This is a genomic window from Mesorhizobium sp. M1163, assembly GCF_040318415.1.
Classification (GTDB): Bacteria; Pseudomonadota; Alphaproteobacteria; order Rhizobiales; family Rhizobiaceae; genus Mesorhizobium.
The window spans coordinates 36,456-50,447 of the sequence record NZ_JAMYMF010000040.1 but is presented as its reverse complement, the minus strand read 5'-3'; the positions used below and the strand labels follow the sequence as shown (position 1 = coordinate 50,447).

General features: G+C 63.4%; 16 protein-coding genes. 11 read left to right on the top strand and 5 right to left on the bottom strand.

The window, feature by feature from the left end:
* Positions 1 to 8: 8 nt before the first annotated feature.
* Both ruvC and rcdA read right to left on the bottom strand, forming a co-directional pair.
* Positions 9 to 521, bottom strand: coding sequence for a crossover junction endodeoxyribonuclease RuvC (ruvC, locus tag NKH43_RS29660; protein ID WP_352861131.1), 513 nt, complete (start codon positions 519 to 521; stop codon positions 9 to 11).
* 306 nt (positions 522 to 827) lie between these two features.
* On the bottom strand, positions 828 to 1,355 hold the full coding sequence (rcdA, locus tag NKH43_RS29655; protein ID WP_023719617.1) for a protease adaptor protein RcdA: 528 nt from the start codon (positions 1,353 to 1,355) through the stop codon (positions 828 to 830).
* Positions 1,356 to 1,933: 578 nt separating this feature from the next.
* Between rcdA and NKH43_RS29650 the strand changes: the two genes are divergently transcribed.
* Complete coding sequence (locus NKH43_RS29650; RefSeq protein ID WP_352861129.1) at positions 1,934 to 2,491, top strand: DUF2269 family protein; 558 nt, start codon at positions 1,934 to 1,936, stop codon at positions 2,489 to 2,491.
* A 33-nt stretch (positions 2,492 to 2,524) separates the two neighbouring features.
* On the opposite strand, the gene NKH43_RS29645 is transcribed toward NKH43_RS29650, so the two are convergent.
* Together NKH43_RS29645 and NKH43_RS29640 are read right to left on the bottom strand one after the other, a co-directional pair.
* The gene (locus NKH43_RS29645; protein WP_352450835.1) at positions 2,525 to 3,295 is read right to left on the bottom strand and encodes a sulfite exporter TauE/SafE family protein; all 771 of its coding nucleotides are present in this window, start codon (positions 3,293 to 3,295) and stop codon (positions 2,525 to 2,527) included.
* 94 nt (positions 3,296 to 3,389) lie between these two features.
* Positions 3,390 to 3,839: an Lrp/AsnC family transcriptional regulator gene (locus NKH43_RS29640; RefSeq protein WP_023719620.1), complete on the bottom strand. Its 450-nt coding sequence runs from the start codon at positions 3,837 to 3,839 to the stop codon at positions 3,390 to 3,392.
* Positions 3,840 to 3,972: 133 nt separating this feature from the next.
* On the opposite strand from NKH43_RS29640, the gene NKH43_RS29635 reads away from it, so the two are divergent.
* From NKH43_RS29635 to NKH43_RS29625, 3 genes are all read left to right on the top strand, one after another.
* On the top strand, positions 3,973 to 4,857 hold the full coding sequence (locus tag NKH43_RS29635; protein ID WP_023719621.1) for a DMT family transporter: 885 nt from the start codon (positions 3,973 to 3,975) through the stop codon (positions 4,855 to 4,857).
* Positions 4,858 to 5,033: 176 nt separating this feature from the next.
* Entirely contained in the window at positions 5,034 to 5,681 is a 648-nt protein-coding gene (locus NKH43_RS29630) for a thiamine phosphate synthase (protein WP_023719622.1), read from the top strand.
* Position 5,682: 1 nt separating this feature from the next.
* Complete coding sequence (locus tag NKH43_RS29625) at positions 5,683 to 6,714, top strand: tetratricopeptide repeat protein (protein WP_352861127.1); 1,032 nt, start codon at positions 5,683 to 5,685, stop codon at positions 6,712 to 6,714.
* A gap of 45 nt (positions 6,715 to 6,759) precedes the next feature.
* On the opposite strand, the gene NKH43_RS29620 is transcribed toward NKH43_RS29625, so the two are convergent.
* Positions 6,760 to 7,776 carry a zinc-dependent alcohol dehydrogenase family protein gene (locus NKH43_RS29620; RefSeq protein ID WP_352494151.1) on the bottom strand — a complete coding sequence of 339 codons (1,017 nt, stop codon included), beginning with the start codon at positions 7,774 to 7,776 and terminating at the stop codon, positions 6,760 to 6,762.
* 110 nt (positions 7,777 to 7,886) lie between these two features.
* Here NKH43_RS29620 and NKH43_RS29615 point away from each other — a divergent pair, with 110 nt between their 5' ends.
* The 7 genes from NKH43_RS29615 (at position 7,887) to NKH43_RS29585 (ending at position 13,975) form a co-directional block, all read left to right on the top strand.
* On the top strand, positions 7,887 to 8,744 hold the full coding sequence (locus tag NKH43_RS29615; protein WP_352609220.1) for a LysR family transcriptional regulator: 858 nt from the start codon (positions 7,887 to 7,889) through the stop codon (positions 8,742 to 8,744).
* Between the two features lie 138 nt (positions 8,745 to 8,882).
* A complete protein-coding gene (gene efp / locus NKH43_RS29610; protein ID WP_023678016.1) occupies positions 8,883 to 9,449 on the top strand; it encodes an elongation factor P in 567 nt (188 codons plus the stop codon).
* 81 nt (positions 9,450 to 9,530) lie between these two features.
* Positions 9,531 to 10,331 carry an inositol monophosphatase family protein gene (locus tag NKH43_RS29605; protein WP_023719626.1) on the top strand — a complete coding sequence of 267 codons (801 nt, stop codon included), beginning with the start codon at positions 9,531 to 9,533 and terminating at the stop codon, positions 10,329 to 10,331.
* A gap of 99 nt (positions 10,332 to 10,430) precedes the next feature.
* Positions 10,431 to 11,138: a PAQR family membrane homeostasis protein TrhA gene (gene trhA / locus NKH43_RS29600; RefSeq protein ID WP_023719627.1), complete on the top strand. Its 708-nt coding sequence runs from the start codon at positions 10,431 to 10,433 to the stop codon at positions 11,136 to 11,138.
* Between the two features lie 115 nt (positions 11,139 to 11,253).
* Complete coding sequence (locus tag NKH43_RS29595; protein ID WP_023719628.1) at positions 11,254 to 12,279, top strand: MotA/TolQ/ExbB proton channel family protein; 1,026 nt, start codon at positions 11,254 to 11,256, stop codon at positions 12,277 to 12,279.
* 1 nt (position 12,280) lies between these two features.
* Complete coding sequence (locus tag NKH43_RS29590) at positions 12,281 to 13,312, top strand: peptidoglycan -binding protein (protein ID WP_352480924.1); 1,032 nt, start codon at positions 12,281 to 12,283, stop codon at positions 13,310 to 13,312.
* Positions 13,313 to 13,576: 264 nt separating this feature from the next.
* The gene (locus NKH43_RS29585; protein WP_352480925.1) at positions 13,577 to 13,975 is read left to right on the top strand and encodes a hypothetical protein; all 399 of its coding nucleotides are present in this window, start codon (positions 13,577 to 13,579) and stop codon (positions 13,973 to 13,975) included.
* Positions 13,976 to 13,992 lie beyond the last annotated feature (17 nt).

The window sequence follows — 13,992 nt, the reverse complement described above, 5'->3', positions numbered from 1 at the left end:
AAACAAACTTATTCGGCCGGCATCGCCCTCCTGTAGGCGATGCTCTGCCTGTGATGCGCGTGACAGATGGCGATGGCCAGCGCATCGGCGGCGTCGTCGGTGTCGAAAGTCGCCTTCGGCATCAGCACCTTGACCATCATATGGATCTGCTTCTTGTCGCCATGGCCGACACCGATCACCGCCTTCTTGACGGCGTTGGGCGCATATTCGGCAACGGCAAGGCCGGCGCGCGCCGGCACCAGCATGGCGATGCCGCGTGCCTGGCCGAGTTTCAGCGTCGCCGCGGCATCCTTGTTGACGAAGGTCTGCTCCACCGCCGCCTCGTGCGGCATCGTGGCATGCAGGATCTCGGCAAGCCCGTCATGCAATTGGCAAAGACGCACCGCCAGCGCCGCCTTGTCGTCGGACCGTACTGTGCCGGAAGCGACGAAGCGCAGCGAATTGCCAAGGCTTTCGACGATGCCCCAGCCGGTGCGCCTAAGCCCCGGATCGATGCCGATGATGCGAATCGCTTCCCCCATCCGCCAAGTCTACCTTCGGCGGGCAGCGATGCCAGCGAAATGTGAACAAACCAGAAACGGGGCTCGTGATGTCCACAAAGCCTCTGAGACCGTTTCGAAAGGTCGCTCCGGCGAGTCATATGGTGGTGGTTTCGAGAACCGGAGCGCAGCGGACATTTGGTCCGTGAGCCCACGCGTGATCCCGAGGGGATCATGCGCAATCAAAGTGCTGCAGCGTCCTTTGCGCGTCCAAAAGGACGCGGCGCTGCAGGTAAGCGGAGAAAACGCCGCCAGATGGCCGCTGGAGTAGAGTTTCCAAACGGTCTCTCAGCCGCGGGCGAAAGCCGTGTTGAGCAACGTGATCTGGTCGGAGACCGGATTGAGGCGACGGCTCGACTGAGGCACCTCGGCGAGGCCGCCATAGATCTCCTCGTCCATGCGGCGCACCAGCGCCTGCAGGCGCAGCGAGCGGTTGACGAGGTCGACGAAATCCGTCGGCAGCTCGGCCCAGCCGGGCGCCTCGTCATGCGCGGAGGCGGTGTCGAGACGCACCTTGGATTTTTCGGAAGCCACCTGATCGCGGGTCATCTCGCCGGAATTCGCCGCCCGCTGCAAAAGCAGCCACGAGGCGACCTGCATCAGCCTGGTGGTCAGCCGCATCGACTCGGCCGCATAAAGCGTCGCCGCCAGCCTCGACAGCTTCTTGGCCTCGGCGCGGCCCTTGCCGTCGAGATATTCGGCCGCCTGCTCGACCAAGCCCATGCCTTCCTGATAGAGCGGCTTGAAGGATTGGGAGAAAACCCGGCGCTCCGCCAGCTTGATGGTGTTCGCGCTCGCCTTCGAAGGCTCGTTCATCGCTGCGCCCCTGCACTTGCCTGACAGCCGGCCGATTCGGCTCTTGGCCGCCATATCCGGCAGCCTAAACGACTGAAGCTTGAAAATGCGCTTCGCTGCCGGCGAAGGCAAGCACATGTTTAACAAACGGTTAACGGCCGCATTTGGCCCAAGGGGCTCCATGCCGGCGAACAAAAAAAGAGCCGCGGATAAGGCGGCTCTCAGGAGTTTAACAGGGAGGCGTCAAACAAAGTGGCTCCAACCACTCGGTAAGAATCCAGATCACTGGATGGACATAGTAAACGCCTGTAAAGCTTAACAAAGCCTTAACGCAGGGCATATTTTTCGATCAAGCGCCCAGCATCTGTGCCGTAACAGCACAGATGGCCGGCTAAGCCGCCGCTCTCACCACCGGCTGGAAAGTGGGGGCGACGCGCTTGCGCCACGGTTCCTCCAGATCGTGACCGACATACCGAAACAGATCCGCTCGCCGCGCGACATCGTTCCGAAACAGGCGCCGCGCTAAACGCCCGCTCCTCGCAACGAGGCGGAGCAAAATTGCGCTCCGGCAATCATGAAAATTTCTCAAGGAGCGAACAATGGACTGGTACTCGGCCGTTAAATTTCTGCACATCGTCTCGGCGATCCTCTGGGTCGGCGGCGGCTTCACCCTGATGCTGCTTGCGGTACGCGCCGACCGCGCTGGAAACGTCGAAGGCATGTTGCAGGCGATGCGCGCCACTGGCGAGCTCGGTAACCGGTTCTTCGCGCCGATGTCGATGCTGACATTGCTCTTCGGCCTCATCATGTGCGGCTTCTGGGTCGGCTTTTCCGATTTGTGGGTGCTGATCGGCCTTGCCGGTTATGCGACGACCTTCTGCATCGGCATGTTCGTCTTCAAGCCGACTGCCGACCGCATGGCAGGCATGATCGCCAAGGATGGCGTGACGCCGGCGGTGCTTGCCCAGGGCCAGCGCGTCCTCAATGCCGCGCGCTTCGACTATTCGGTGATGCTGATGATCATCGCGGACATGGTGCTGAAGCCGACACTGCACGACATCACCATTCTTGGCTGCATGGCGTTCGTGCTGGCAACCGGCGCTGCTCTCGCGCTTGGCAGGACGCGGCCGCTGCTGCCGAGTGCCGCCGAGGTTTAAGGAATCCGGCGGCGGCCGCCTGGGGCCGCCGTCTTACAGAAGGCCGGCGATGCCGTCCCACAGAAGCTTGACCGCGACGACCGCCACGGTCGCATAGGTGAAGGGATAGAACAGCTCCGGCCGCATCCGCCGCACCAGCCAGGCGCCGGCGATTGTCGACAGCGGCGCCAGCGGCATCAGCACCGCCGACGCGGTCAAATTGGTGGTGTCGAACTGGCCGAGCGCGAAATAGGGGATGAGCTTCAGTGCATTGGTGACGGCGAAGAAGATCGCCGCGGTGCCGGACAGCACCTTCGGATCCAGCCTGATCGGCAACGCATAGACCTGAAAAGGCGGGCCGCCGACATGGGCGACGAAGCTGGTGAACCCGGCAACGGTACCCCAGAAGCCGGCGGCAACGCGGTTGGGCTCCGCCGCGTGGCCGGCACCGTGGCGGAGTTGCAAATAGAGCCAGCGCAGCACGAAGATCAGGGCGACCGCGCCGACGATCAGCCGGACCATCTCTTCGGTTACAAGTGCCGCCGTCAGCCAGCCAAGGGCAATGCCGATCACGGCACCCGGCATCATGTCGGCCAGCATCTTGCGGTCGAAGATACCCCACCATGTCCACACCGAGACAATGTCCATCAGGCACAGAATTGGCAGAAGAATTGCGGCAGCCTGAACCGGCGGCATGGTCAGCGCCATCAATGGCACGCCGACAAAGCCGACGGCGCCACCGAAGCCGCCTTTCGACAGGCCGACGAGGATGACGGCCGGAATGGCCGCGGCATAGAACCAGGGATCGACGAGCAGGCCTGACATGGGTAAAGGAAGCTGGAGGGAAAGTGATCTCTGGAATAGACCAGAAATGGCCAGACCGCGACCGCAAATACGTGGGCCACGCCACCGGAGCCCGTCACATGTTTGGCATGTCGAGCGGCGGCGGGCGTCTCCGGATCGGCTGCGCCTTGATGATGGCGGTGCTGGTTTCGGCCTTGTCGGCGATGCGGTCGAGAATCCCGTCGAGCTCGCCGATCGAGCGGACGAACAGCCGGGCGACGAAGCAGTCATCGCCCGTCACCTTGTCGCATTCGCCGAATTCCGGGATTTCCTCGATCAGCTTCTGGACGATGTGCAGCTTACCGGGCAACGGCCGGATGCGAACGATCGCCTGCAAGGCGTAGCCGAGCGCCTGCGGATCGATGTCGATGGTGAATGCGCGAATGACGCCGCGATCCTCAAGCCGCCGAAGCCGCTCCGAAACGCTTGGCGACGACAACCCGACCTGCAGCGCCAGTTCCTTCAGCGAGGTCCGTGAATCCCTGACCAGGATATCGAGGAGCTTTCTATCGAGCTCGTCCAGCATTTTACAATTCCAAGAAAAAGCCGATGTTTACCTAATTAAATTAGGTTCGTTCTGCATATCACCAGCTACAAGTCATGGAAAGGCCCATATCTGCCGTGGGATTATAGAATCTCAACGGGTTTCGGGAGCATCCATGGACAACACGGTACGCGGCACGATCGAAATGACTGCGGCGATGGCGATCCTCGGCACGATCGGCTGGTTCGTCGTCCTGTCCGGCCAACCCATCATGGACGTGGTGTTCTGGCGCTGCGCCTTCGGTGCGGTAACGCTGCTGGTTATCTGCACGGCGCTGGGACTGCTGCGCGGCAGGCTGTCGCTTCGCATTGTCGCGATCGCGGCTCTCGGCGGTGCTGCCATCGTTATCAACTGGCTGCTGCTGTTCAGCGCGTTTTCCCGCGCGTCGATCTCGATCGCCACGGCTGTCTACAATACGCAACCCTTCATGCTGGTCGGTTTTGGCGCGCTCTTCTTCTCCGAACGGCTGACGGTGACCAAGCTGACCTGGCTCGGCATCGCCTTCGCCGGCATGCTGCTGATCGTGCAGGCCGCGCCCGATGCAGGCGATCATGGTACGGATTACTTTACCGGCATTGCGATGGCGCTGGCCGCGGCTTTCTTCTGGGCCGTTGCGGCTATCGTCACCAAGAAGCTCAAAGGCACGCCGCCGCACCTGATCGCCCTGATCCAGGTCTGCGTCGGCGTTCTCATGCTGGCACCTTTCGCCAATCTCACCCACCTTCCCGCCGATGCGCGGAGCTGGGTCATGCTGGCGACGCTCGGCATCGTCCATACCGGCCTGATGTACATCCTCATGTACGGCGCCATCCAGAAACTGCCGACGCATCTGCAGGGGTCGCTGTCCTTCATCTATCCAGTCGTCGCCATCCTCGTCGACGTCGTCGCCTTCGGCCACCGGCTGCATCCGGCGCAGATCGCCGGCGCCGCCGCCATCCTGGTCGCCGCCGCCGGCATGAACCTCGGCTGGTCGCTTTGGAAATCGAAAGTGCCTGCGTAGAGCCCGCAAGCGACCAGGCGAGGAGAATTTCGGCCAACGGTAGTCATGCGCCGAGCCCCGATAGATCTAGCCGGCAATCGTGATCCCCCTGCCGCCTGTTCAATCCCCGCACTTTGCTCTATGCCGCAATGCAACCATCTTCGCCCGGCATAGGCGATAACCGGGACCGAACACCAATGAATGACGCAACGCCCCCCAACCGCTGCCGTATCGTGTTGATCGCGCCGCCGAACGTGCCGGCCGAGCGCATCGCCGCAGCCTTCGACGGCGGTGACGTCGCCTCGCTGATCCTGCCGGAAAACGGCATGGACGAGGCCGCCTTCCAGGCCTTTGCCGAGCAGATCGTGCCGGTGGCGCAAGCGGCCGGCATTGCCGTCATCATTGCTGGCGACACCCGCATCGCCGGCCGCGTCCAGGCCGACGGCATCCATGTCGAGGTCGGCAAGGACGAGCTCGCCGAAACGATCGAACACTTCCAGGCCAGGATGATGGTCGGCACCGGCGGCGCCAAGACCCGCGACGACGCGCTGGAACTTGGCGAGGTCAGGCCCGATTATATTTTCTTCGGTCGCTTCGGCTACGACAACAAGCCGGAGCCGCATCCCCGCAACCTGTCGCTCGGGCAATGGTGGGCGGACGTGATCCAGATCCCTTGCATCGTCATGGCCGGATCCGATCTTGCCTCGGTGGAAGCTGTCGCCGCCACCGGTGCCGAATTCGTGGCGCTTTCCAGCGCGGTTTTCGCCGGCGACGTCGATCCGAAGACGGCGGTTGCCACCGCCAACGCGCTGCTCGACGAAACCGCACCGCGCTTCGAGGACTGACGTGCTCTCTCGGACGATCCTTTTCAGCGCTTTTCTCGCAACGGCCGTAACCCAGGCGATAGCGGCGGAACCCGTTCCGCTGCCGCAGCCGAGGCCGGATTCCAGCGAGCCTGCCGACAAGCCGTTTCTCCCACCATTGCCGCAGCCCGCCACCACGGCCCCTTTGCCGTCGGCCGATACCATCAACCCCGACCGCTTCGGCGCAAAACCGTCCGACGCCGCCTACGGCGCCTTTCAGCGCGGCCTCTACAAGACGGCCTACAACCTTGCGATTTCCCGTGCTCAAAACGGCGATCCGGCGGCACAGACGCTGGTGGCCGAGATATTGTCGCGCGGCCTCGGCGTGCCGGTCGACGCGGCAGGGGCGGCGAAGTGGTATGCGCTTGCCGCCGAGCAGGGCATCCCGGAATCGCAATTCCAGTATGCGCTGATGCTGCTCGATGGCCGCTACGTCAAAAAGGACGAGAAGGAGGCCTATGCGCTGATGCAGGCCGCCGCCGAAGCCGGCAACCGCCTGGCGCAGTTTAATTTTGCCCAGCTGATGGTCGAACAGGAGCCCGGCGATGCCGGTATTGCCAAAGCCGTATCCTATTACGAGCGCGCCGCCGCGACCGGGCTTGCCGACGCACAATATGCGATGGCACAGGTCTACGCCAATGGCGCCGGCGGCAAGGCGCGCGACGATGTCCGCGCCCGCGGCCTGCTGGCACAGGCTGCGCGGCAGAACTACGACACGGCGCAGATCGATCTCGCCACCTGGATGATCGAGGGGCGCGGCGGCGCCCGCGACCTGAAATCGGGCTTTAACTGGATGAAGCAGGCCGCAGAAGGCGGCAACGTCGCCGCCCAGAACCGTCTCGCCAAGCTCTACATGAACGGCATCGGCACCGATCCGGATCTGATCCTCGCCGGCGCCTGGTATGTTGTCGCCCGCCGCGCTGGGCTCATCGACCAAGAGATGGACGATTTCCTGCAGGGCCTGACCGACGAGCAGACGCAGCAGGCGCTGCAACGGGCCAATCGCCTGCCCTGACTGTGATCTCGCGACTCATTGCACCCGGACTCGCAAGCGCGAGGCTCATTGCGTATGATCGAGCACGACCTTGCCGAAGGGCGAGCCGTGTTCAAGGTACCGAAAGGCTTCGGCGGCCTGGGTCCACGGTACGACCCGGTCGATCACCGGTCTCAATCGGTTGACGACAATGGCGCGGTTCATCGCCTCGAAGGATTCGCGTGAGCCCACCGGTATGCCTCGCGCCCTGACCTGCCGGCGGAAGATGTCGAGCGGGTTGATGGCGCCGTCACTGCCGCCGAGATAGCCGATGACGTTGATCTGGGCGCCGCGCGCCGCTGCCCTCAGCGATTGTGTAAAACTCTGCGGTCCGCCAACCTCGATGATATGGTCGGCGCCGCGCCCATCCGTCAATCCCAACACGGCCGATGCCCAGTCGGGGACGCTGCGATAGTTCACGCCATCATGCGCGCCCAGTTGCTTTGCCCGTGCAAGTTTCTCGTCGCTGCTCGACGTCACGATGACGCGCGCCCCGGCAGCGGCGGCGAATTGCATCGCAAACAAGGAAACGCCGCCGGTGCCGAGACAAAGTACGGTATCGCCGGGCTTGACGCTGCCCTCTGTAAACAGCGCGTGCCATGCCGTCACGCCGGCGCAGGGCAGCGTCGCCGCCTCGAAGTCGCTCAGATTGGCCGGCGCCAGCACCGCCGCCTGTTCATCGAGCCGAGCAAATTCGCTGAGCAGCCCGTCGATCGGGCCGCCACGTTGATAGGAGGGCTCGGCCATCGCGAAACTGCCGCCGACCCAGCGCTGCCAGAACGTGCCGCAGACCCGGTCGCCGATCTGGAACCTGCTGACCTCGGCGCCGACGGCTACGACTTCGCCGACGCCGTCCGACAGCGGCACCAGCGGCAATGCAAACTTCGTGTGATAGCTGCCGCGGACGATCTCGGCATCGCGGTAGTTCAGCGCCGTCGCCTTCACCTTCACAATCATCTCTTGGCGCCCTGGTTCAGGCATCGGCCGCTCGACCATTCTGAGATTCTCGAGGCCGCCCGGGCTCTGCAATTCGATCGCTTTCATCGTGTTCCTTCTCTGCTGGTCCTGCCGGAGGAAAATCGCTTGCCATCCATCGGATTTCAAATTCATAATGTTCAGCATAATTATGCCTCTCTGACATGTTCAGGTGTCTCGTGCTCGAAGAACTGAAAACACTGGCCCTCTTTGCCGAGGAGGGTTCGATTCAGAAGGTGGCTCGACGCCTGCCGTTGACGCAGCCGGCCGTCACCCGCCAGATCCAGCGGCTGGAGGAGATGCTCGGCACGGAATTGCTCGACCGCCGGCTAAAGCCGTCGCGACTGACCCCGGCCGGCGTAGAGGTGCTGGCACGCGGCAAGGACATTCTCGCCGCCGTCGACGCGCTGCGATCATTCGCCAGGGGCAACGAGCCGGAGGGTCTGCTGCGGCTCGGCCTCGCCCATGGACTTTGCGACAAAGCCGTGGCCGCCGCCATTGCTGATGCCGTGGCGCGGTTTCCGAAGGTTTCGCTGCGTCTGAAGAGCGGTTGGAGCCTTGAGCTGGCCGACCAGCACAAGCGCGGACAGCTCGACCTCGCCTTCATCCTGGACGGCGGCAATTCCAAAACTGGCGACGGCGTTGTCGGAACCGAGCCCCTCGCCATCATCGCCGCCGAAAACACCGGCCGGCAAGCCGACGTCAAGACCATGCCCTGGGTTCTCAGTCCTGAACCTTGCGACGCGCGCCGGCGGCTGGCGGCTGCCCTTGCCGAGGGCGGCCACAGGTTGATGGTCGGCGCCGAGATTCAGGACAGCGCGCTGCAGATCGACTGGGTTCGTCGAGGCCAAGGCCTTGGCCTGCTGCCCAAGCGGCTGCTGCAGGAAAAGCTGCCGGAGGGCATTGCCCTGGTCGACGCTCCCGGCCTCGAGCTGTCGCTGCGAATTGTCGTCTTGCGTTCGCCGCACCTGCATCTTTTAACAGAGGTAGCCGACGCCATGAGCGCGGCCGTAACCGCCATCGTCAGGACGGACTGAGGCTGCCGCGCCGCGCTGCCGGGCGAGCTTCGTTCCCGCTTCATCGGAAGGCGCTCCTTGCCTCTGCTAGCGATTTGTGGTCTTGGAGGCGCCAAATTGCCCTTTGCGGCGATCATCTCATTTCCGGATCACCTCACCATGGCCAAGATCAATGGCAACGAAATCCGTCCCGGCAACGTCATCGAGCATGATGGCGGCCTTTGGGTGGCGGTCAGGACCAACACCGTCAAGCCCGGCAAGGGCGGCGCCTACAACCAGGTCGAGCTCAAGAACCTGATCAACGGCACCAAGCTCAACGAGCGCTTCCGTTCGGCCGAGACGGTCGAGCAGATCCGGCTCGATCTGAAGGATTTTTCCTTCCTCTACGAGCAGGGCGACGCGCTGGTGTTCATGGACACCGAAAGCTACGAGCAGCTCGAATTGCAGAAGGAGTTCGTCGGCGATCGCGCCGCCTTCCTGCAGGACGGCATGATGGTGACGGTCCAGCTCTATGACGAAAGGCCGATCGGCATTTCGCTGCCCGACCAGGTGACGCTGACCATCACCGAGGCCGACCCGGTGGTGAGGGGCCAGACGGCAGCCTCGTCCTACAAGCCGGCGATACTCGAAAACGGCATCCGTGTGCTGGTGCCGCCGTTCATCGGCTCGGGCGAGCGCATCATCGTCGACACCAATGAAATCACTTACGTGCGCCGCGCCGATTGAGGCGTGATCCCGAAAAGTGGCAGACTTTTTGGATAGGATCACGCGTCAAAGCAGATAGGCGCAGCGACAGGAAGAAGAGCAATGGCGCGTTCCGCGATCCTCAATGTCATGGTCCAGGCCGCAATGAAGGCCGGCCGCTCGCTGTCGCGCGACTTCGGCGAAGTGCAGAACCTGCAGGTCTCGATGAAGGGGCCGGGCGACTATGTCAGCCAGGCCGACCGCAAGGCCGAAGACATCGTCTTTGCCGAACTGTCCAAGGCGCGGCCCGGCTACGCCTTCCTGATGGAGGAACGCGGCGTGATCGAGGGCGACGACGGCCAGCACCGCTGGATCGTCGATCCGCTCGACGGCACCACCAATTTCCTGCACGGCATTCCGCTCTTCGCTATCTCGATCGCGCTGGAGCGCCAGGGCCAGATCGTCGCCGGTGTCATCTACAATCCGGCGATGGACGAGCTCTATACCGCCGAGCGTGGCGGCGGCGCCTTCATGAACGATCGCCGGTTGCGCGTCGCCGGCCGCACCAAGCTGGTCGATGCGGTGATCGGCTGCGGCGTGCCGCATCTCGGGCGTGGCCAGCACGGCAATTTCCTTGTCGAGTTGCGCAATGTCATGGCCGAGGTCTCGGGCGTGCGCAGCCTCGGCTCCGCCTCGCTCGATCTCGCCTACGTCGCCGCCGGCCGCATGGACGGTTTTTGGGAAATCGGCCTGTCGGCCTGGGATATTGCCGCCGGCATGTTGCTGATCCGCGAGGCGGGCGGCTTCGTCTCCGATTTTGCCGGCGGCCAGGACATGCTGACCGCCGGTTCGGTCGTTGCCGGCAACGAACTCATGCAACGCGCGCTGTTGAAGACGGTGAAGAAGCCGCTCCCAGCGCGCTGATGTAGTCGCGCCGCGCTGAAGCGCCGCAGTCGCAAAACCGCAACCAAAGCTTGAAATACTGTCCCGCGGTCGCCCAGATAAGGCGACGCAGGATCATCGATGACGAACAGCCGGCCCACATCCCAGAGCGAATTATCCCAGCTCGACATCCCCTTCATGGGGCGCTGGCATTACTCGCGCGCCGAGATCATCGCCGACGGTATCGTCCACGCCGTGGGCATCGTGCTGGCGATCGCTGCCGGCTCGACGTTGCTGGCACTGGCCGCCTATCGAACCGGCCCCGGCGAATATGTCGCCGCCGCCTTCTATGTGGTCTCGCTGCTCACCGTGCTGTCGGTTTCGCTGGCCTATAATCTGTGGCCGGTATCGTCGCCGGCGAAATGGATATTGCGGCGCTTCGACCATGCGGCGATCTACCTGCTGATCGCTGCGACCTACACGCCGTTCCTTGCCCAGCTCGGCGGCTCGCCGCTGGCTGTTTCGATGATCGTCCTGGTCTGGATCGCCGCGACGGTCGGCATCGCCATCAAGGTCTTTCTCCCCGGCCGTTTCGACCGGCTGGCAATCGTGTTCTATCTCGCCATCGGCTGGAGCGGCATCGTTCTGGTGGAGCCGCTCCTACGGACGCTGCCGGCGACATCGATCGCCCTCATCGTTGCCGGCGGCATCGTCTATTCCTGTGGCGTGATCTTCTTCGCCTGGAAAGGCCTGCGCTTCCACAATGCGCTGTGGCACGGCTTTGTCGTCACCGGCGCCGGCCTGCATCTGGCCGCCATGGTCGACTGCCTGGTCATCAACCGGCTTTGACCTCCGGTCGCGGACAGTGGCAATATTGCCAAGCGCCATTCAATTTCGTCACAATTCCGTTTAGAGTCGCAAACACAATGTGATCGGCGGCGATGGCATCGGAAACGGGGCACGGATGACTTTACTCAGATCCTTCGGCATGGGCAGGCGCTCCGACGTTCTGATCTACGACCCGCACAAATTGTCGAGCCCGCAGGTCTTTCTGCTGACCATGGTGATCTTTCTGTTCATCGTGGCCTTTATCGCCGCCATCCTGACCCGCCAGATCTCGACCGCCTTCGTCACCAATCCCGGCCTCAACGGCCTGATCATCGGCGTGCTGGCGGTCGGCATCCTGCTGGCCTTCGTCCAGGTCGGCCGGTTGTTCCGCGAGGTGCGCTGGGTCAATTCGTTCCGCGCCGGTTCCGAAACCACCGAACCCGTGCTGCTGGCGCCGATGAAGGCGATGATCGGCCGCTCCTCGACGATTGCCTTCTCGACCAGTTCGATGCGCACCATGCTGGATTCGATCGCCACCCGCCTCGACGAAAGCCGCGACACCTCGCGCTACCTTGTCGGGCTGCTGGTGTTCCTCGGCCTGCTCGGCACCTTCTGGGGCCTGCTCAACACGATCGGCTCGATCCGCGAAACCATCGAGTCGCTCGATCCCGGCACCGGCGACGCAGCGGCCGTGCTCGAATCCCTGAAGCAGGGGCTTTCCGCCCCTTTGGCCGGCATGGGCACCGCTTTCTCGTCGTCTCTGTTCGGCCTGTCCGGCTCGCTGGTGCTCGGCTTCCTCGACCTGCAGGCCGGCCGCGCCCAGACGCGCTTCTATACCGAGCTCGAGAACTGGCTGTCCTCGGTCACCGACCTGTCCTCCGACATCGTCGTTGCCGACGCGGCCAAGAGCGAACCCTCCGATGAAATCCGTCTGTTGTCGGAAAAGCTGCGCACCCTGCAGGAGAATGGCGGCGGCTCCAATCCGCGCGTCGCCACCGCCATGGCCAATCTCGCCGACGGCATTTCTGGCCTGGTCAAGAACATGCGCTCGGAACAGCAGATCATGCGCGACTGGGTCGAGGCCCAGTCCGACGAGCAGAAGGCGATGCGCAACACCCTGGAGAAGATCGCCGACGCCTTGAAGAAACCTGGAGTGCATTGACGTGGCGTTGGCACGAGGCCGGCGCTCCGACCGCCGCATCGATTACTGGCCTGGCTTCGTCGATGCGCTGTCGACGCTGCTGTTGGCGATCATGTTCCTGCTCACGGTTTTCGTGCTGGCGCAGTTCCTGCTCGGCCGCGAGATCTCCGGCAAGGACACGGTGCTCAACCGCCTCAACTCCCAGATCAATGAGTTGACCCAGCTTCTGGCGCTGGAGCGCTCGACGACGCAGGACAAGGAGGACACCCTTGCCAATTTGCAGGCCTCGCTGTCTGCATCGGAGGCGGAAAAGAGCCGGCTCGAACAATTGCTGGCGCAAGGCGCTGGCGCCGGCGACGCCGCCAACCAGCGCGCAACGGCACTTTCCGGCGAGCTCGACAGCCAGCGCCAGATCAGTCAACAGGCACTGAGCCAGGTTGAAATCCTCAACCAGCAGATCGCGGCGCTACGCAGGCAAATCGGAGCGCTCGAAGAAGCGCTCAACGTGTCCGAAACGCGCGATCGCGAGTCCAACACCAAGATTGCCGATCTCGGCCGCCGCCTCAACGTCGCGCTGGCGCAACGCGTGCAGGAACTGAACCGCTACCGCTCCGATTTCTTCGGCCGCTTACGTGAAATTCTCGCCGACCGCGAGAACATCCGCATCGTCGGCGACCGCTTCGTCTTCCAGTCGGAAGTGCTTTTCCCGACCGGCTCCGAAGTGATCAACGATGCCGGCAAGGTCGAAATGAAGAAGCTCGCCGATGCCATCATCGAATTGCAGAAGGAGATCCCGCCGGAGATCAACTGGGTGCTGCGCGTCGACGGCCACACCGACAACAAGCCGCTCTCCGGCACCGGCCGCTACCGCGACAATTGGGAATTGTCGACGGCGCGCTCGACGTCGGTGGTCAAGTTCCTGATCGAGAACGGCGTCCCGGCCAACCGGCTGGTCGCCGCCGGCTTCGGCGAATTCCAGCCGCTCGACCCCGCCGATACCGAAGAGGCGCGCAACAAGAACCGCCGCATCGAGCTGAAGCTGACCGAGCGGTGATCTGCAAGCCTTTGGCTCGTTACATGCACCGGATCGAGCCGGCTCAAGTCGGCGGCATCTAGGGCACTGGTGCGGCAGCGGCAAGAGCTGAAAAAATTACCTTTTTTTAATTACACTTTGCCACCACCACCTTTTAGCCTTGGTCATGGGCCGAGAACCGCCGGCGGTGGAACCGCTCATCGCGACGCGACGGAACCTGACGGCCCGCGGCCGGAAGGCGGGCCCCTCCCAACCACCGCCTTCCCCAGTAAAGGAGACGCAACCATGCGCTTCTTCGCTCCCAGGAACCTCAGGACTGCTACGCTCGCCACACTTCTCCTCGCCGTTCCGTTTGCTGGCGCTTACGCCGGCCCGCGTGTGACGGCCTTGATCAATCAGATCCAGAGCGTGGAGACGGGTATCCAGGGCGCCATCCGGGCGAACAAGCTCGAGCCGGGCGAGGCGCGTGACTTGCGCACGCAGGTCGCTCAACTCGATCGGGCCGCCCAGAGGGCCGCGCGCGATGGAACGATGCCGAGCACGCAATATCAGCAGTTGCTGGCGCAGCTCGACGATGTCAGCCAAAAGCTACGCGCTGATACCGGCAGTGCCTTCCTCATCGGCAACGGCGGCGATGGCGGATACTATCCTAACGGCTACGGCCCAAACTATCCAGGCGGCTGAGATCGGCCGCAGCGCCC

Bases quoted from the DNA above. Each gene is read 5' to 3' on its own strand.
- NKH43_RS29635 (WP_023719621.1), top strand. From the start codon at position 3,973: ATGGACAACACGGTACGCGGCACGATCGAAATGACTGCGGCGATGGCG.
- NKH43_RS29620 (WP_352494151.1), bottom strand. From the start codon at position 7,776: ATGAAAGCGATCGAATTGCAGAGCCCGGGCGGCCTCGAGAATCTCAGA.
- NKH43_RS29585 (WP_352480925.1), top strand. From the start codon at position 13,577: ATGCGCTTCTTCGCTCCCAGGAACCTCAGGACTGCTACGCTCGCCACA.
- trhA (WP_023719627.1), top strand. From the start codon at position 10,431: ATGACGAACAGCCGGCCCACATCCCAGAGCGAATTATCCCAGCTCGAC.
- efp (WP_023678016.1), top strand. From the start codon at position 8,883: ATGGCCAAGATCAATGGCAACGAAATCCGTCCCGGCAACGTCATCGAG.
- NKH43_RS29645 (WP_352450835.1), bottom strand. From the start codon at position 3,295: ATGTCAGGCCTGCTCGTCGATCCCTGGTTCTATGCCGCGGCCATTCCG.
- NKH43_RS29650 (WP_352861129.1), top strand. From the start codon at position 1,934: ATGGACTGGTACTCGGCCGTTAAATTTCTGCACATCGTCTCGGCGATC.
- NKH43_RS29640 (WP_023719620.1), bottom strand. From the start codon at position 3,839: ATGCTGGACGAGCTCGATAGAAAGCTCCTCGATATCCTGGTCAGGGAT.
- NKH43_RS29630 (WP_023719622.1), top strand. From the start codon at position 5,034: ATGAATGACGCAACGCCCCCCAACCGCTGCCGTATCGTGTTGATCGCG.
- NKH43_RS29605 (WP_023719626.1), top strand. From the start codon at position 9,531: ATGGCGCGTTCCGCGATCCTCAATGTCATGGTCCAGGCCGCAATGAAG.
- ruvC (WP_352861131.1), bottom strand. From the start codon at position 521: ATGGGGGAAGCGATTCGCATCATCGGCATCGATCCGGGGCTTAGGCGC.
- rcdA (WP_023719617.1), bottom strand. From the start codon at position 1,355: ATGAACGAGCCTTCGAAGGCGAGCGCGAACACCATCAAGCTGGCGGAG.
- NKH43_RS29595 (WP_023719628.1), top strand. From the start codon at position 11,254: ATGACTTTACTCAGATCCTTCGGCATGGGCAGGCGCTCCGACGTTCTG.